At 67.5% G+C, this 14469-nt stretch carries 15 protein-coding genes and 1 pseudogene; 10 read left to right on the top strand and 6 right to left on the bottom strand.

Annotation, left to right across the window (positions count from 1 at the left end; genetic code table 11):
- The first annotated feature begins 49 nt into the window (after nt 1-49).
- Entirely contained in the window at nt 50-295 is a 246-nt protein-coding gene (locus Q8M82_RS01050; protein WP_305689534.1) for an oligopeptide/dipeptide ABC transporter ATP-binding protein, read from the top strand.
- A complete protein-coding gene (locus Q8M82_RS01045; RefSeq protein ID WP_305689531.1) occupies nt 292-1164 on the top strand; it encodes an alpha/beta fold hydrolase in 873 nt (290 codons plus the stop codon). Before Q8M82_RS01050 ends, Q8M82_RS01045 begins: the two co-directional genes overlap by 4 nt.
- A gap of 163 nt (nt 1165-1327) precedes the next feature.
- Here Q8M82_RS01045 and Q8M82_RS01040 read toward each other — a convergent pair whose 3' ends face one another.
- Nucleotides 1328-2257 carry a LysR substrate-binding domain-containing protein gene (locus Q8M82_RS01040; protein WP_305689530.1) on the bottom strand — a complete coding sequence of 310 codons (930 nt, stop codon included), beginning with the start codon at nt 2255-2257 and terminating at the stop codon, nt 1328-1330.
- Nucleotides 2254-2484: a hypothetical protein gene (locus Q8M82_RS01035; protein ID WP_305689529.1), complete on the bottom strand. Its 231-nt coding sequence runs from the start codon at nt 2482-2484 to the stop codon at nt 2254-2256. The genes Q8M82_RS01040 and Q8M82_RS01035 overlap by 4 nt, the downstream gene beginning before the upstream one ends.
- Here Q8M82_RS01035 and Q8M82_RS01030 point away from each other — a divergent pair.
- From Q8M82_RS01030 to Q8M82_RS00995, 8 genes are all read left to right on the top strand, one after another.
- On the top strand, nt 2474-3547 hold the full coding sequence (locus Q8M82_RS01030; RefSeq protein WP_305689528.1) for a pyridoxal-phosphate dependent enzyme: 1074 nt from the start codon (nt 2474-2476) through the stop codon (nt 3545-3547). The two genes, Q8M82_RS01035 and Q8M82_RS01030, sit on opposite strands and share 11 nt — an antisense overlap.
- The gene (locus Q8M82_RS01025) at nt 3544-4383 is read left to right on the top strand and encodes a transporter substrate-binding domain-containing protein (RefSeq protein ID WP_305689527.1); all 840 of its coding nucleotides are present in this window, start codon (nt 3544-3546) and stop codon (nt 4381-4383) included. Before Q8M82_RS01030 ends, Q8M82_RS01025 begins: the two co-directional genes overlap by 4 nt.
- Nucleotides 4384-4456: 73 nt before the next feature.
- Nucleotides 4457-5119 carry an amino acid ABC transporter permease gene (locus Q8M82_RS01020; RefSeq protein ID WP_305689526.1) on the top strand — a complete coding sequence of 221 codons (663 nt, stop codon included), beginning with the start codon at nt 4457-4459 and terminating at the stop codon, nt 5117-5119.
- A 10-nt stretch (nt 5120-5129) separates the two neighbouring features.
- Nucleotides 5130-5846, top strand: a complete 717-nt coding sequence (locus tag Q8M82_RS01015; protein WP_305689525.1) for an amino acid ABC transporter permease — start codon at nt 5130-5132, stop codon at nt 5844-5846.
- Between the two features lie 38 nt (nt 5847-5884).
- On the top strand, nt 5885-7384 hold the full coding sequence (gene argH / locus Q8M82_RS01010) for an argininosuccinate lyase (protein WP_305689524.1): 1500 nt from the start codon (nt 5885-5887) through the stop codon (nt 7382-7384).
- Nucleotides 7381-8145 (top strand): amino acid ABC transporter ATP-binding protein, encoded by a 765-nt coding sequence (locus Q8M82_RS01005; RefSeq protein ID WP_305689523.1) that lies wholly within the window; start codon nt 7381-7383, stop codon nt 8143-8145. The genes argH and Q8M82_RS01005 overlap by 4 nt, the downstream gene beginning before the upstream one ends.
- A complete protein-coding gene (locus tag Q8M82_RS01000; protein ID WP_305689522.1) occupies nt 8138-9463 on the top strand; it encodes an NAD(P)/FAD-dependent oxidoreductase in 1326 nt (441 codons plus the stop codon). The genes Q8M82_RS01005 and Q8M82_RS01000 overlap by 8 nt, the downstream gene beginning before the upstream one ends.
- Before the next feature lie 11 nt (nt 9464-9474).
- The gene (locus tag Q8M82_RS00995) at nt 9475-10167 is read left to right on the top strand and encodes an SDR family NAD(P)-dependent oxidoreductase (RefSeq protein ID WP_305689521.1); all 693 of its coding nucleotides are present in this window, start codon (nt 9475-9477) and stop codon (nt 10165-10167) included.
- A gap of 85 nt (nt 10168-10252) precedes the next feature.
- On the opposite strand, the pseudogene Q8M82_RS00990 reads toward Q8M82_RS00995, so the two are convergent.
- The 4 genes and pseudogenes from Q8M82_RS00990 to pdxR form a co-directional block, all read right to left on the bottom strand.
- Nucleotides 10253-10390 (bottom strand): annotated as a pseudogene (locus tag Q8M82_RS00990) (IS3 family transposase); the annotation flags it as partial.
- A 333-nt stretch (nt 10391-10723) separates the two neighbouring features.
- The gene (locus Q8M82_RS00985) at nt 10724-11077 is read right to left on the bottom strand and encodes a RidA family protein (protein WP_305689520.1); all 354 of its coding nucleotides are present in this window, start codon (nt 11075-11077) and stop codon (nt 10724-10726) included.
- Nucleotides 11078-11162: 85 nt separating this feature from the next.
- Nucleotides 11163-12773 carry a GMC family oxidoreductase gene (locus Q8M82_RS00980; RefSeq protein WP_305689519.1) on the bottom strand — a complete coding sequence of 537 codons (1611 nt, stop codon included), beginning with the start codon at nt 12771-12773 and terminating at the stop codon, nt 11163-11165.
- A gap of 110 nt (nt 12774-12883) precedes the next feature.
- The gene (gene pdxR / locus Q8M82_RS00975; protein ID WP_305689518.1) at nt 12884-14368 is read right to left on the bottom strand and encodes a MocR-like pyridoxine biosynthesis transcription factor PdxR; all 1485 of its coding nucleotides are present in this window, start codon (nt 14366-14368) and stop codon (nt 12884-12886) included.
- Between the last annotated feature and the right edge of the window lie 101 nt (nt 14369-14469).

The following is a 14469-nucleotide window of genomic DNA, read 5'->3' as shown; positions in this document are numbered from 1 at the left end:
CGCGCCGGCCGCGGCGCCACGGCCGCCGGGACGTCCGCCCCACCCGAAGATGAGCAGGTCGGCGTCGACCTCGGTGGCCGCTTCGACGATTCCCTCCGCCGCGCGGCGCAAGCAGGCCTTCAAGCCGCTGGGTGGCGAATTGCCCTCGCCGCTGGCACCGCCGCCTGGCTGCCCCTTTCACCCCCGCTGCCCGCAGGCGATGGCGGTGTGCCGCGAGATCAGGCCGCCCTTGGCCGAGATTGCGCCCGGCCGCAGCGCCGCCTGCCATCTGCACACGGCTCCGGAGGCCGCATGACCACCACCACGCTCAACCCGCCCACCGGCCGCAGCACGCTGCCCTTCGTCGATGCCTGCCATCCGGAGCGGCCGCTGACGGTCAACTGCTACCGTCCCGAGCGTCATCGGCCCAACGATCCCGTTGTCGTGGTCCAGCACGGCATGATGCGCAATGGCGACGACTACCGCGATTTCTGGATCGACGCGGCCGAGAAGCACAACCTCCTGATCGTGGCACCAACCTTTCCCGACGCGGCGTTCCCCAAGGCCGAGGGCTACAATAACGGCTTCGTCGTCGCTGCGGATGGTACCATCACGCCCCGCGAACAGTGGCTCTATGCCGTGCCCGCCCGGGTCATCCAGGCCTTGCGCGCAGCCAGCGTGATCGAGCAGCCTACAATCCGCATCTTCGGCCATTCGGCTGGTGGCCAGTTCGTTCATCGCATGCTGGCGACCTTCGGCATGGGACCCTTCGGCGAAGCGATCGCCGCCAATGCCGGCTGGTACACGCTGCCGACGCTTGAGCGCCGTTTCGCCGAAGGGCTGGGAGGCCTCGGGATCGAGGAAGAGGCTGTTGTGCGCTGGCTGGCGCTGCCGATGGTGCTGCTGGCCGGCGACCGGGACATCGCGACCGACGATGCTAATCTTCCCTCGAACCCCGAAGCCCTGGCCCAAGGGCCCCACCGCTTTGGCCGGGCTTATTTTATGCTCCAGGCCGGACAGACCGAGGCCAAGGCTCGCGGAACACCCTGCAACTGGCAGCTCGTTCCCGTTGCGGGCATCGGACATGACGGAGCGGCCATGTCACGCGCGGCAGCGGCATTCTGGTTCGAAGGGCGCGTGCCATCTGCGACGGAACTTGGCCCATCCCGGAAACAAGTCGGTTGAGCGAAATGGCTCTGTCTCAGCCTGCCGTTTGGCCAGCTTGGTTGAGCGAATAGGTGCGTTCGGCGGCCATTGCCGAGTAGCGAAGCGTGGCTACCGTTCGATTTGCGCTTTCACCGGATCAACATCGCTGAGCAACTCTGCCGCGCGGTGGAGCCCAAGGCACCTATCTGCCAGCGCCAGCGCTCTTTCGACCCTCGACGAGCGGACGCTGATAGCCGGCGAGCTCCTCCCGGACCACCGACAGGAAGCCCTCAACCAGCGGATCCTCGCGATTGCGACTTGGGAACATCGCGTGCCCGTGGAACATCACCTGCGGCCGGAAGGGCCTGAAGACGATCTCGGCATGCCGGTAGTCGTCCGCCGCGATAGGGTTGACGAGCCCGAGTCCGAGGCCCTGCTCGACAAGAGCGCAGATCGCAGCGCTGAAGGGCGTCTCCAACGTCATCTGGCGGCGGACCCCGGCATCATCGAACACCCGGTCGACACGCGTTCGCGCCCCGTCCTCAAGCGAGAGCGAGATGAACGCCTCACCGTCGAGATCCTTCGCATGGATGGCCTCGCTCGAGGCCAGTCGGTGGGTCGGAGGCAGAGCGCAGACACCGGGCACGACGTAGAGCGGCTGATGCTCGACCTGCGGAATGTCGATGACGTTTGCGACGAAGCCGATGTCGCAATAGGACGATGACATCCAGCGTGTCACCGTGCCGTCATTGCCCATCTGGAGCGAGATGATGGCGCGCGGAAAGCGCTCCTTGAACCGGCGGATGCAGCGCGGGATGAACCCAAGCGCCAACACCGGCATGGCGGCGATGCGCAGCCGCCCAGTGCCGAAGGCGCGAATATCACGCGCCGCCGAGGTCAGGTTTTCGAGGCCGGTGAAGCTGCGCTCGACCTCCCGGTAGAAGGCAAGACCCTCCGGCGTCGGCCGCAACCGACCGGCCCGACGTTCGAACAACCTGAGATCGATCTCGGTCTCCAGCTCCCCGATCAGACGGCTGATGCTGGGCTGCGACGTCCGCAACTCCTGCGCCGCCGCCGTCATCGAGCCGCGCAACATGATGGTTCGGAAGGCATCGACATGCCGGAGGTTCATGCTGACCCTATATCACTGGTGAATAGAAGGCTGAAGAACTGAGATTTGACCAGATGGCAGGCGATCGCAATACTTTTGTCTATGTCCAGCGCGCCCGACATCGCAGCGACGACTGTTCCGAGCGGGATGATCTGCCTGCGCTGCGACGCCGCTTGGCCCGTCGAGACGTACGCCGCCGGGTGCCCCCGCTGTGCCAGCGAAGGCCACGCGTCGAATTTGAAGCTCATCTACGCTGGCCAAGGCCGTGGGATCCGCCTGCCTGAAGCGCTGTCTCTCGGTGAAGGTGGTACCCCCAGCGTCGAATTGTCGGCCCTGGCACAGACGATGAAGCTCGGCCGGCTGACGGCGAAGCTGGAATGGTGCAACCCGACCGGCTCGCACAAGGACCGGATGAGCGCCCGGCTCATCGCTCGCGCCCTATCCTGCAACGTTCCACTTGTCGTGGCCGCGTCGAGTGGCAATGGCGGCCTGTCGATCGCGGCCTATTCGGCCCATGCCGGGCTGCCCACCGAGATCGCCCTGACGGCTGCAGTCGCGCAGTCCTATCGTCGCGCCATGGTGGCTCATGGCGCGCGCCTGATCGAGGCGCCCGACAGCCTGGGGCGCTGGGAGCATCTGGCGCGCCGCGTCGCCGAAGGCGCCTTCGCCGCCACCAATTACCGTCTTCCGGCAATTGGCACCGACCCATTCGGCATCGAGGGCTATAAGACGCTCGCCGCTGAACTCGCCGGTCTCGACCGGCCCGATGTCGTCATTGTGCCGAGTTCGCGCGGTGACCTTCTCTCCGGCCTCCGGCTCGGTTTCGAGGAGATCGGCGGTGTCATGCCCCGGTTGGTCGCTGTCGAGCCCTTTCCCCGGCTCGCCCGCGTGATGGCTGGCGAGGACTATCGCTCGCGGTTCGAGGGGCACACCGCCCAGGTTTCAACCGCAGGCGAGACAGTCACCTTTCAGGCGCTCGCCGCCCTGCGTGCGAGCAGTGGGCTCTCGGTTCCCGTCGACGACATGGCGGCCCGCCGGGCACAGGCGACGCTGGCGGCCTGTGGTCTCCACGCCGAACTCTCCGCTGCCGCGGCACTGACCGCCCTGGATGAGATCGCTCGCGACGGACGTCTCGCCGGGCGCCACGTCACACTCGTGCTGACCGGCTCCGGCCTCCGCGATCCCGGCGCTCACGATCCGGCCTCATGGCCCCACACCGACGAGCGGCCTCACGCCGCCACACCGCCGGCAATGTCCGGCTTTCAGCCACCGAGAACCGAAGCATCGGTCCAACAGAGGGACAACGGATGACCAAGACCATCTCCGCCGGCCGCATGGCCCTGTCGGCGCTCGCCGGCCTCGGCTTTGCCTTTCATGCCGAGGCCCAGAGCCTGCCTCCGCTTCCCGAAGCGATCAAGTCCGCCGGCCTGCTGAAGGCCGGCGTTCGCTGCGACCAGCCGCCCTATGGCTACAAGGATGAGACCGGCAAGTTCGCCGGGGTCGAGACCGACATGGCCATCCAGATCGCGACCTGGGCGTTCGGCTCGGCCGACAAGATCGAACTCACCTGCGTCACCGCCGAAAACCGCATTCCGCAGCTCAACGGCAAGAAGGTCGATCTGCTCATCGCCACGCTTGGTGTGACGCCCGAGCGCGCCCGCGTCGTCGACTTCTCCAAGCCCTATCGCTGGGGCGGCTCGGACATGCTCGTGGCCAAGGACAGCCCGATCAAGAAGCTCGACGATGTCGCCGGCAAGACGGTGATCATGCTGAAGGGCTCGACCCAGGCGAAGTGGTTCGAGGACACCATGCCGAAGGTCGACAATCTCCGGCTCAACACGGCCTCCGACGCGCTGCAGTCGCTCAAGCAGGGCCGCGGCGACGCCTACACCCATGACGCGGCGACGCTGATCGTGATCGCGGCCAAGGATCCGTCGCTGCGCCTCGTCGGCGAGCCCTTCGCTATCTCCGACGCGGCAGTGGGCGTCCGCAAGAACGAGGCGGCCTGGCTCGCCTATGTCGATGCCGCGCTCGACCGCATGAAGGCCGAAGGCCTCTACGCGACATGGATCGAGAAGTGGATCCCGGCCGACATCCGACCCTTCTACACCGACGCCTTCGTCAAGCCGAAGCCGACGGCGCGCTGATCAGCGTCCTTCGTTCGTCCGGAGGCGGAAGACCGCCTCCGGCTCCACCCTCGGGCCAGGGGCCGGCGCGACCATGGAATTCGACCTCTCCTATCTGGCGGCCCAGTGGCCGGCGCTGATGCGCGGCCTGTGGCTGACCATTCAGGTCAGTGCCTTGTCCATCGTGCTGTCCATCGCGATGGGGCTTTGCGGCGCGGCCATTCGCGTCCTGCAGGTGCCGGTGCTCGACAAGGTCGTCGTCGCCTATGTCGAGTTCATCCGCAACACGCCGCTGCTCGCGCAGCTCTTCTTCATCTTCTACGGGCTGCCGGGCCTCGGCCTGAAGCTTTCGCTGTTCTGGTCGGGCGTGCTGAGCCTGACGCTCTGGGCCGGCGCCTACCAGATCGAGAACATCCGCGGCGGGCTGGAGACGGTCGGCAAGGGCCTGCGCGAGGCGGCGTTCTCACTGGGCCTCTCGCCCTGGCGCTTCTTCCGGCTGGTCGCCGCGCCCATGGCGGTCCGCGTCGGGTTGCCCTCGATGCTCAACACCTCGATCTCGCTCCTCAAGAACTCCTCCTATCTCCAGGCGATCGGGCTGGCCGAACTGACCTTCGTCGCGATCGATCGCATCTCGATGGACTTCCGCACGATCGAGATGTTCGCGGCCATCTGCGTGATCTATCTCGCGCTCGTCCTCACGCTCTCCTTCTTCGCCAGCCGGCTCGAATACCGGCTGAACACGCCGTTCCGGACCTGAGGGCGGGGCGATGGAACTCCTGATCAAGAACCTGCCTTTCATCCTCCAGGGCATCGGCATGACGCTGTCGCTCGCGCTGGCGACGCTGTTCTTCTCAACCCTCATCGCCTTCGTGCTGGGCACGCTGGCGACACTGCGCTTCGCCTGGCTGCGAATCGCGGTGAAGGTCTATGTCGAATTGTTCCGCGACATCCCGCTGATCGTGAACATCTTCTTCGTGTTCTTCGTCGCGCCGCTCTTCGGGCTTGAGCTCTCGCCCTTCGCTGCGGTCACGGTCGGTCTTTCGCTCTGGGGCAGCGCCAACGGCACCGAGGTCGTCCGGGCCGGCTTCAACGCCGTGCCACGGCACCAGTGGCAGAGCGCGGCTGCGCTCGGCCTGAAAGGCTGGGAGGTCTACCTCTTCATCGCCGGCCCGCAGGCGCTGCGCTCGATCCTGCCCCCTTTCGTCGGCCTGCTGACGCTGCTCGTGCAGGCGACGTCGCTGGGCGCGCTCGTGGGCGTGACCGAGTTCTTCAAGGTCGGCCAGATCATCGTCGAGCGCACCACGATGATGGAGGGCTGGAATCCGGCCTTCACCGTCTATGGCGCCGTGCTGCTGATCTACTTCGTCATCTGCTCGACGCTGAGCTGGTTCGGCCGCTGGCTCGAACGACGCCTGAAGGCCGACCGCAGCCGCGTGGCGCCAGGCACGCCGGTCGTCGAGCAGCCCGTCACACAGCTTCCCTGATCCCCGATTGCTTCCCCGCTTCCTCGAAGGACGTCGCCATGGAATCCAAAGTCAGCCGTCGCCTGACCGAAAAGGTCGCCCAGGAGGTCTGCGATCACATCTACGCGCCGCGCCTCGCCCGCGATTTCAAGAATGTCTTCGGGCATATGAGCGACCTCAACCAGGCCCATGTGCTCATGCTCGCGCGGTGCGGGCTGATCTCGCCGCAGGCGGCGAAGGCGCTGGCGGGAGGCCTTCTCCGCATGGAGGCTGAGGGCCCCGACGTCGTCGAACTCGACCCGCAGCGGGAGGATTCCTACTTTAACTACGAGGCCCATCTCATCAAGCTGATCGGCACCGATGCCGGCGGCCGCATGCATATCGCCCGCAGCCGCAACGATCTCAGCGCCGGCCTCGACCGCATGCGGGCGCGGGATCTACTGCTCGACGCCAGCCAGGCGCTGCTCTCCGTCGAGGAGCACGCGCTCGACGGCGCATTCCGCTTCCGCGAGGCGGTGATGCCGGGCTACACCCATCTCCAGCCGGCGCAGCCGGTGACCTATGGCTTCTTCCTGGCCGGCGTCGCGCAATCGCTGGAGCGCGATTTCGGCCGCCTCTCAGATGCCTGGGCCAGGACGAACATCAGCCCGCTCGGCGCCGGGGCGCTCGCCGGCACGACCTTCGCCATCGACCGCCACGCGATCGCGACCTCGCTCGGCTTCGAAGGCCTCGTCGAGAACACGCTCGATGCGGTAGCGACGCGCGATTTCGGCCTGGAAATCCTGAACGGCCTCTCTCAGATCGCGATCGGCTGGAGCCGTGTCGCGCAGGATTATCATGTGCTGGTCAGCCACGAGTTCCAGACGGTCGAGTTCCCCGATCGCGTCACCGGCACCTCCAGCATCATGCCGCAGAAGAAGAACCCCGTGGTTCTCGAACATCTCAAGGGCAAGGCGGGGCATCTGCTCGGCCTCTACGTCGCCTCGGCGACGGCGGTGAAGGGCACGCATTTCACCAACACGATCGACGCCAACCGCGAGGGCATGCGCGGTGTCTGGGAGGCGGGCGAGGAGGTGCTGCGCTGCCTCTCGCTCTTCGACCTGATCATCGCGACGGGGCGGCCCAACGCCGCCCTGATGAAGCGCCGCGTGACGGAGGATTTCGCCTCGGCCACCGATCTCGCCGACATCCTGGTCCGGGACGCCGACCTCTCCTTCCGCGAGGCCCATCACATCGTTGGCGCCGTCGTGCGCGCGGCGATGGATGCCGGGCTCGCCGCCGACGGCATCACCACGCAGATGGTCGACGACGCCGCCCGAGACCAGCTCGGCCGGGCGATCGGGCTCGATGCCGATCTCGTCCGGCGCAGCCTCGATCCCACGGCCAGTGTCGCCGGCCGTATCCTGCCGGGCGGCCCGGCGCCCGAGGCCGTGGCTCGCTCGGTCGAATCGGCCCAGGCGCGGCTCGAAACGCGGCACGCCGCGCTGGCCGACAAGCGCGGCCGTCTCCAGAAGGCGCGCGAGACGCTGAAGCGCGATCTGGCCGAGCTCGCCGCATGAGTGCAGAGCCCCTGATCAGCCTGCGCGGGATCGGCAAGCGCTTCGGCAGCCATCAGGCGCTGCGCGGCATCGATCTCGATGTCGCGCCCGGCAGCGTGCTCGTGCTGATCGGCCCCAGCGGTTCGGGCAAGAGCACGCTGATCCGCTGCATCAACGGCCTCGTCCGGCCCGACGAGGGCAGCCTGACGGTCGCCGGAAGAGCGGTCGACATCCACAAGGAGAGCGCCTGGCAGGTGCTTCGGACCGAGATCGGCATGGTCTTTCAGGATTATGCGCTGTTTCCGCATCTCTCTGTGCTGCGCAACATGACCCTGACGCCGCAGCGCCGGCGCAATCTGCCGCGGGCCGCGGCCGAAGAGCGGGCGCGGGCGCTGCTGTCCAAGGTCGGCCTCGCCCACAAGGCGGACGACTACCCCTCCGCGCTGTCAGGCGGGCAGCAGCAGCGCGTCGCCATCGTGCGGGCCCTGGCCATGCAGCCCAAGGCGATCCTGTTCGACGAGCCGACCTCGGCGCTCGACCCGGAGACGATCACCGGCGTCCTCGACGTGATGCGCGATCTCGCTCGCGATGGCACGACGATGGTGGTCGTCACCCACGAGATGGGGTTTGCCCGCGAGGTCGCCGACCGCGTCGTCTTCATGGCCGATGGACAGATCGTCGAGCAGGGCCCGCCGGGGCCGATCTTTGCGGACCCCCAGCACGAGCGCACGCGCGCCTTCCTGTCCAATATCAGATCCTTCGGAGCGGCTGATCATGCCTGACGAGACCGCCGTTCTGGCGCCGAACTTCACCACCGACCCCTATTGGTGGGATGCCGCGCCTCCGGCGACGGCCCGGGAGGCGCTGCCGGGAACGACCGACGTTTTGGTCGTGGGCTCGGGCTATTGCGGGTTGTCCGCGGCGGCGGAACTGGCGCGCAACGGCGTCGACGTCACCGTCGTCGATGCCGAGGAGCTCGGCGCCGGCGCCTCGACCCGCTCGGGCGGCATGGTCTCCAGCGGCCAGAAGCTCGTCATCGGCGGCGCGGTCAAAGGCGTCGATGCGGCGCGGATGGAGCGGCTGCTCGCGGATTCGATCTCGTCTTATGAGCATCTGAGGACGCTGATCGCCGAGAAGCAGCTCGATGCCGATCTCGGCGTCTTCGGGCGCTATTTCGGAGCGCATGTCCCGCGCCATTACGACCGCCTGCGGCGGCATGGCGAACTCCTCGCCGAGCACACGGGCGTGACGGTCCACGAGATCCCGAAATCGCGCCAGCACGAGGTCACGCAGACAGATTACTACCATGGCGGCATCGTCATCGACGAGTATGGCGGCCTGCATCCGGCGAAATATCACCGCGCGCTGCGGCGTCTGGCCACCGAAAGCGGGGCGAGGCTGCGCTCGCATGCGCCGGTGCTGAAGGTCGGGCCGCTCGTCGACGGTTTCTACAGCGTCGAGACCGGCCGCGGCACGATCCGGGCGCGAAACGTCTTCTTCGGCACGAATGGCTACACTGGCCAAGGCAATCCCGATCTCGGCAAGCGCATCGTCGGCGTGCGCAGCTACCAGATCGCGACCGAGCCGCTGCCGCCGGAACTGATGGCGCAGATCAACCCCGGCCGCCGCATGATCACCGACTCCAAGCGCGAGCTGGTCTATTCGCGTCCCTCGCCGGACGGGACGCGCGTGCTGTTCGGCTGCCGGCCGGGCATGTTCGATCTGCCGGAGCGGGAGGCTGCGCCCCGTCTTCATGCGATGATGCTGAAGGTCTGGCCGCAACTCGCCGGCTACCGGGTGACCCATTGCTGGAGCGGCAAGGTCGGCATGACCGCCGACAAGATCGCCCATATGGGCCGCCGCGACGGCATCGACTTCGCCCTCGGCTGCAATGGCAACGGCGTCGCGCTGATGACCTATCTCGGGCACCAGTCGGCCCTGAAGCTGCTCGGTCACCAGAACCAGTCGAGCGCCTTCGACAGCCCGGCCTTTCCCGAAGTTCCCGTGCCCTTTTATGACGGGCGACCCTGGTTCCTGCCGATCGTCAGCGGTTGGTATCACCTCCAGGACGCGATCGACCGCCGCATGGCCCGGCTCTGAGGATCGAGACGATGATGAAAGTCGCGATGATCTCCGGAGCCAGCCGCGGAATCGGGCGGGCGATCGCGGAGGAACTGGGGCGCCAGGGCATCGCGCTCAGCCTCGCCATCCGCGATCCGGCCCTGGCGCCCGGAGAAGGGTTCGCGCCCGCGGGGATGATGAGCTTCGCCTATCAGGCGACCGATCCCGCGTCCGAACGAGCCTGGGTCGAGGCCACGATGGCGCGCTTCGGCCGCGTCGACATCCTCGTCAACGCGGCCGGCATCCTGCGCAACGTCTCGCTGGTGGATGGGACCGAGGGGGACCTCGATGCGATGCTCGCGGTCAATCTCAAGGCGCCGTTCCGGTTGATCCAGGCCGCGCTGCCGCATCTGCGCACGAACGGGCAGGGCCGGGTGGTCAATGTCGCCTCCCTCTCCGGCAAGCGCGTGCGCAACGGCAATGCCGGCTACCAGATGAGCAAGTTCGCGATGGTGGCGCTGTCGCATGCAGTGCGGCAGGCGGCCTTCGCCGACGGGGTGCGTTCGATCGCGCTGTGTCCGGGCTATGTCGCGACCGACATGACGGCGCAGGCGCCGCTGCCGCAGGAGGAGATGACGCGCCCTGACGACCTGGCGCGGCTCGTCGCGCTGATCGTCCAACTCCCGAATACGGCGTCGATCTCCGAGCTGGCCGTCAACTGCGCCTATGAGGTGATGTTTTAGGAGCCCTCAGCTCCGCCCATATCGGCCCGGTGAGCGTTGCGCTCGTTTTGGCCGGTCTCGCCTTCGGCGCCGGCATGGCAGGCTCATGCCGCCGCGCCACGAGGCTCACGCTCATACCCGGCTCATGGGTTTCCGTGACGATCGCCAGCTTCTCGGCGGGCACCGAGCGACGCCGCCGCTCGCGTCCCGAAAGGACCTCGCTCTTCGATATCGAACCCGTCATAGACACGACACTGCTCCTACCTCCTGCCGAAGTGGGAGGCCGTGTCCGGTCAATTTGGGGGCTGCCTCAGGCCGCCGATCGAGGTCGCAGCCATCGCCGGTGAGACCGATCGGAATGTGGGCGAACGCCTCGATGCGGACTTCGAGTTCGATGATCGCATCGAGGTTCTTGTTCGGTAATCTGGGGCCGCGACCCCAATCTCGATCGACAAGGGCTGTCGCCCCAAGATGGCGGAGCGGCTGGCATCGATGGCCAGCCCTGGCCGCTTGGCTCGCCCGAAATAGCCTTCCGGCGCCGCCGGTGCGTGCAGTCTTGACGCCACGATCCGGCGGTTCAGAGGCTCCCTGACAGCGCCTGAACCTGAATCTCGACGAGGATGTTCTCGGCGGCGAGGCGTGACTCGACCGTGGCGCGCGCAGGCGGTTGCGACGGGTCGACCCAGGCTTCCCAGGCCGCGTTCATCTCGGCGAAGGTCGAGATGTCCTTGAGCCAGATATTGGCGACGACGATGCGGGTCTTGTCGGTCCCGGCGAGCGCCAGATAGCCGTCGATCTGTGCAAGGATGTCCGCCGTCTGTTCCTTGACGCCGCCGCTGCGGTCCTTGGCGGTCAGACCCGAGAGAAAGGCGAACCCGTTGGCGACGAGCACCTTGCTCAGCCGTCCGGTGACTTCGTGGCGCGTGATCATGGGGGTCTCCTCGGAGAAAAGCGGGGGTTGTCGAAGGTCCGGCGCCTGTGTCCGCGATCCGGGCGCCGTTGGCAATGCGCGGCCGTCAGCGCTCGCGCATGAGGTCGGCCGCGCGCTCGCCCACCATCATCGCAGGCGCATTGGTGTTGCCCGAGGGGATCGTCGGGAAGATCGACGCATCGGCGACGCGCAGGCCTTCCAGTCCGTGGACCCGCAATTGCGGATCGACCACGGAGTCTGTGGGATCGAGACCCATGCGGCAGGTGCCGCAGGGGTGAAAGACCGAATAGGCCTGCTGGCGGATCGACTGGAGCAGCGCCGCATCGTCGGCGCAGTGCGGGCCGGGCTTGATCTCGCTCTCGATCAGGGCGGCGAAGGTCGGCGTCGCTGCCAGCCGGCGCAGGAAGCGGGCCCCGGCGAGGATGTCGACGACGTCGCGCGGATCGGACAGATAGTTCGGCGCGATCTCGGGCGCGATCCGGGGATCGGCCGAGCGGATCGCGACATGGCCGCGGCTGTGGGGCCGGCAGGGCGAGACGCTGGTGCTGAAGCCGGGAAAGGGATCGGGCTTCATCAGCGCCCTCACGCCGGGCAGCGCCCGCTCATAGCTCAGCGGCGAGAAATAGAGCTGCATATCCGGCCGTTCGAGGTCTGGCCGCGTCCGCAGATAGCCGCCGCCCTGGTTGACGCTCAGCGAGAACGGGCCGCGCCGGTGCAGAAGATAGGTCAGCGCCATGCGGACGCGGCCGGGCCAGGACAAAAGATCGTCGTTCAGGCTCGGACGCCGCGACCGATAGACATGGTCGTAGCAGAGATGGTCCTGCAGATGCCGGCCGACCGCCGGCAGCGCCTGCACGGTCGCGATGCCGTGCCGGGCCAGCATGTCCGGAGCGCCGATGCCCGAGAGTTGCAGCAGTTGAGGCGAATTGATCGCGCCGGCGGCGACCACGATCTCGCCTTTGGCACGGAAGCTCACGCGCTGCGCGCCGCGCCAGCCCTCGACCGCCACGGCGCGCTTCCCCTCGAACAGGATGCGCGAAACGAGGATGCCGGTGTCGACCTTGACGCGTCCGCTCCGGCGGGCCGGGTGCAGATAGGCGCGCGCCGCGGATTCGCGCAGGCCGCCGCGTGTGGTGATCTGGTAGATGCCGGCGCCCTCGCTGGTCGCGCCGTTGAGATCGGGATTGAAGGGCAGGCCGGCTTCCTGTGCCGCCTGGACGAAGAGCGGCGTCAACGGATGCACGGCCTGCGCGATGTCCTCGACATGGACGGGGCCGCCGGCGCCATGCCAGGCGGATTCGCCCAGCGCATGGTCTTCCATGCGGCGATAGGTGGCGAGCACGTCGCGCCAGCCCCAGCCGGGATTGCCCAGGCGCTCCCAACCGTCGAAATCCTCGGCCTGACCGCGCATATAGACCATCGCGTTGATGGCGCTCGACCCTCCGACGACCTTGCCGCGTGGCTGGTAGATTTCCCGCCCGGCCAGGCCCGGCTGCTTTTCCGTCCGGTACATCCAATTCAGGCGCGGATGGTAGAAGGTCTTGCCGTAGCCGATCGGCAGATGCAGCCAGGGATTCAGGTCGCGCGGGCCGGCCTCCAGCACGAGGATGCGGTCGCGCCCGGACAGCGCCAGACGCCCGGCCAGCGCGCAACCGGCCGAACCGGCGCCGATGACGATGACGTCCCACTCCTCCAAGGCGAACTCCCTGCCGACTTTGATCGCTGCGGCGCACAGGCTGTAGGGCGAATTGGGCTCGTCACGAAGAGCCGTTCTGTGCGGCTCACCAGTCCAATTTCGGTCGGGGTTCAGCGCGCCGCGAGATCGTCGATCGCCTGTCGCAGCCCGGAGACACCGGCCTGGATCTGCGTGGGCGTGAAGCCGCTGAAGCCGAGGACAAGCCCGTCGCGCGCGACCGGCTCCAGGCCGAAGCGGCTGATCGGCGCCACCGTGATGTCGCGCTCAGCGGCAGCTTTGGTCAGCGCGACGGCGTCGAGCCCTTCGCGGAGATAGGCGATGGTGTGCATGCCCGTATGGGTCGGAACGACATCGAGATCTCCGGCCAGATGCATGGCCGCCGCCTCCAGCAGCGCCTGCTGGCGCTCCTGGTAGAGTTTGCGCATGCGCCGGACATGGGTGGCGAAATGCCCCTCGACGATGAAATCGGCGACGATGCCCTGCAGGGCAGTCGGCACGCCCGGGGAATAAGCGTCGAGGCAGATGCCGATCTGTCCGGCGAGTTGCGGCGGCGCGACCAGGAAGCCCAGGCGCAGCGACGGAAACAGCGTCTTCGAGAAGGTACCGACATAGATCACCCGACCGGTGAGGTCGATGCTGGTCAGCGTCGCCATCGGGGCGCCCTGGAAGCAGAATTCGCCGTCCCAATCATCCTCGATGATCCAGGCCGCGCTCGCCTGGGCCGATTCGAGCAGGGCGAGGCGCCGCTCGAGGCTCATCTTGGCACCGAGCGGCTGTTGATGGGCCGGCGTGACGAAAGCGAGCTTGAAGTCCGGTGCGCGGCGCAGACCTTCCTCGACGACGAGCCCCGCCTCGTCGACCGGCACCGGCACGATGTCGGCCCCCGACAAGATCAGGCTGTTGCGGGCGCCGATGGCGCCGGGATTCTCGAACCAGACCTTGTCGCCCGGGTTGATCAGCGTCGCGGCGAGAAGCTGGAAGGCCTGCTGGGCGCCGGCGACGATGAAGATCTGCTGCCATTCGCAGGCGATGCCCCGGTTGAGGCGCAGATGGGCGGCGATCGCCTGCCGCAGCACCGCCTCGCCATGGGGATCGGGATAGCCCAGCACCTGCTGGCGCGCCCTGCGCCAGTGCCGGCCCGAGAGCTTGGCCCATTGCGCCATCGGAAAGGCATCGAAGGCGGGCATCGCCGTGGTGAAGGCGCGCGGCTGGTGCGGCAGGCGCGCGCCGAACAGCTTCGAGGCGGAGTCCATCGCCTGGGCCAGCCGCACCTTCGCCGTCGGCACGGCCACCGCGGCAGCGGCCGGAGCCGGCCGCTCGCTCGCCAGCGCCTGGCTGACATAGGTGCCGGCCCCGACCCGCGTTTCGACCAGCCCCTCTGCCGCGAGCCTCTCGAAGCTCTCGACGATCGTGGTGCGGGCAACGCCGAACTCCTGCGCCAGCGTGCGTGTCGCCGGCAGGCGCTCGCCGACCTTGAGCGCCCCGCTCAGGATCAGTTCGCGCAGGCCCACGCAGATCTGCACGCTCAGCCCGTGCGTGCCCTCGCGGTCCAGCACGATCGACTGCAGCAGGACGCCTTCCTCGCGCTTGACCATGCTGGCTCCGGTGGGCGCGCCCTGAGGATTGGACTGCCGCTTTGATCAGAATGGACCTTGGGCTCAGACCAATTCAAGCCCCCTCTCCAAACATGCCGGAG

Origin of the sequence: Allobosea sp., assembly GCF_030694325.1 — a bacterium.
Lineage (GTDB): Bacteria > Pseudomonadota > Alphaproteobacteria > Rhizobiales > Beijerinckiaceae > Allobosea.
This window is presented reverse-complemented; position numbering and strand designations above follow the sequence as displayed.

What these genes read in the sequence shown, in the direction of transcription:
- Q8M82_RS01015 (WP_305689525.1), top strand. Translation starts at nt 5,130, where the DNA reads ATGGAACTCCTGATCAAGAACCTGCCTTTCATCCTCCAGGGCATCGGC.
- Q8M82_RS01025 (WP_305689527.1), top strand. Translation starts at nt 3,544, where the DNA reads ATGACCAAGACCATCTCCGCCGGCCGCATGGCCCTGTCGGCGCTCGCC.
- argH (WP_305689524.1), top strand. Translation starts at nt 5,885, where the DNA reads ATGGAATCCAAAGTCAGCCGTCGCCTGACCGAAAAGGTCGCCCAGGAG.
- Q8M82_RS01050 (WP_305689534.1), top strand. Translation starts at nt 50, where the DNA reads ATGAGCAGGTCGGCGTCGACCTCGGTGGCCGCTTCGACGATTCCCTCC.
- Q8M82_RS01035 (WP_305689529.1), bottom strand. Translation starts at nt 2,484, where the DNA reads ATGAGCTTCAAATTCGACGCGTGGCCTTCGCTGGCACAGCGGGGGCAC.
- Q8M82_RS01000 (WP_305689522.1), top strand. Translation starts at nt 8,138, where the DNA reads ATGCCTGACGAGACCGCCGTTCTGGCGCCGAACTTCACCACCGACCCC.
- Q8M82_RS00985 (WP_305689520.1), bottom strand. Translation starts at nt 11,077, where the DNA reads ATGATCACGCGCCACGAAGTCACCGGACGGCTGAGCAAGGTGCTCGTC.
- Q8M82_RS01005 (WP_305689523.1), top strand. Translation starts at nt 7,381, where the DNA reads ATGAGTGCAGAGCCCCTGATCAGCCTGCGCGGGATCGGCAAGCGCTTC.
- Q8M82_RS01040 (WP_305689530.1), bottom strand. Translation starts at nt 2,257, where the DNA reads ATGAACCTCCGGCATGTCGATGCCTTCCGAACCATCATGTTGCGCGGC.
- Q8M82_RS01020 (WP_305689526.1), top strand. Translation starts at nt 4,457, where the DNA reads ATGGAATTCGACCTCTCCTATCTGGCGGCCCAGTGGCCGGCGCTGATG.
- Q8M82_RS00995 (WP_305689521.1), top strand. Translation starts at nt 9,475, where the DNA reads ATGATGAAAGTCGCGATGATCTCCGGAGCCAGCCGCGGAATCGGGCGG.
- Q8M82_RS01045 (WP_305689531.1), top strand. Translation starts at nt 292, where the DNA reads ATGACCACCACCACGCTCAACCCGCCCACCGGCCGCAGCACGCTGCCC.
- pdxR (WP_305689518.1), bottom strand. Translation starts at nt 14,368, where the DNA reads ATGGTCAAGCGCGAGGAAGGCGTCCTGCTGCAGTCGATCGTGCTGGAC.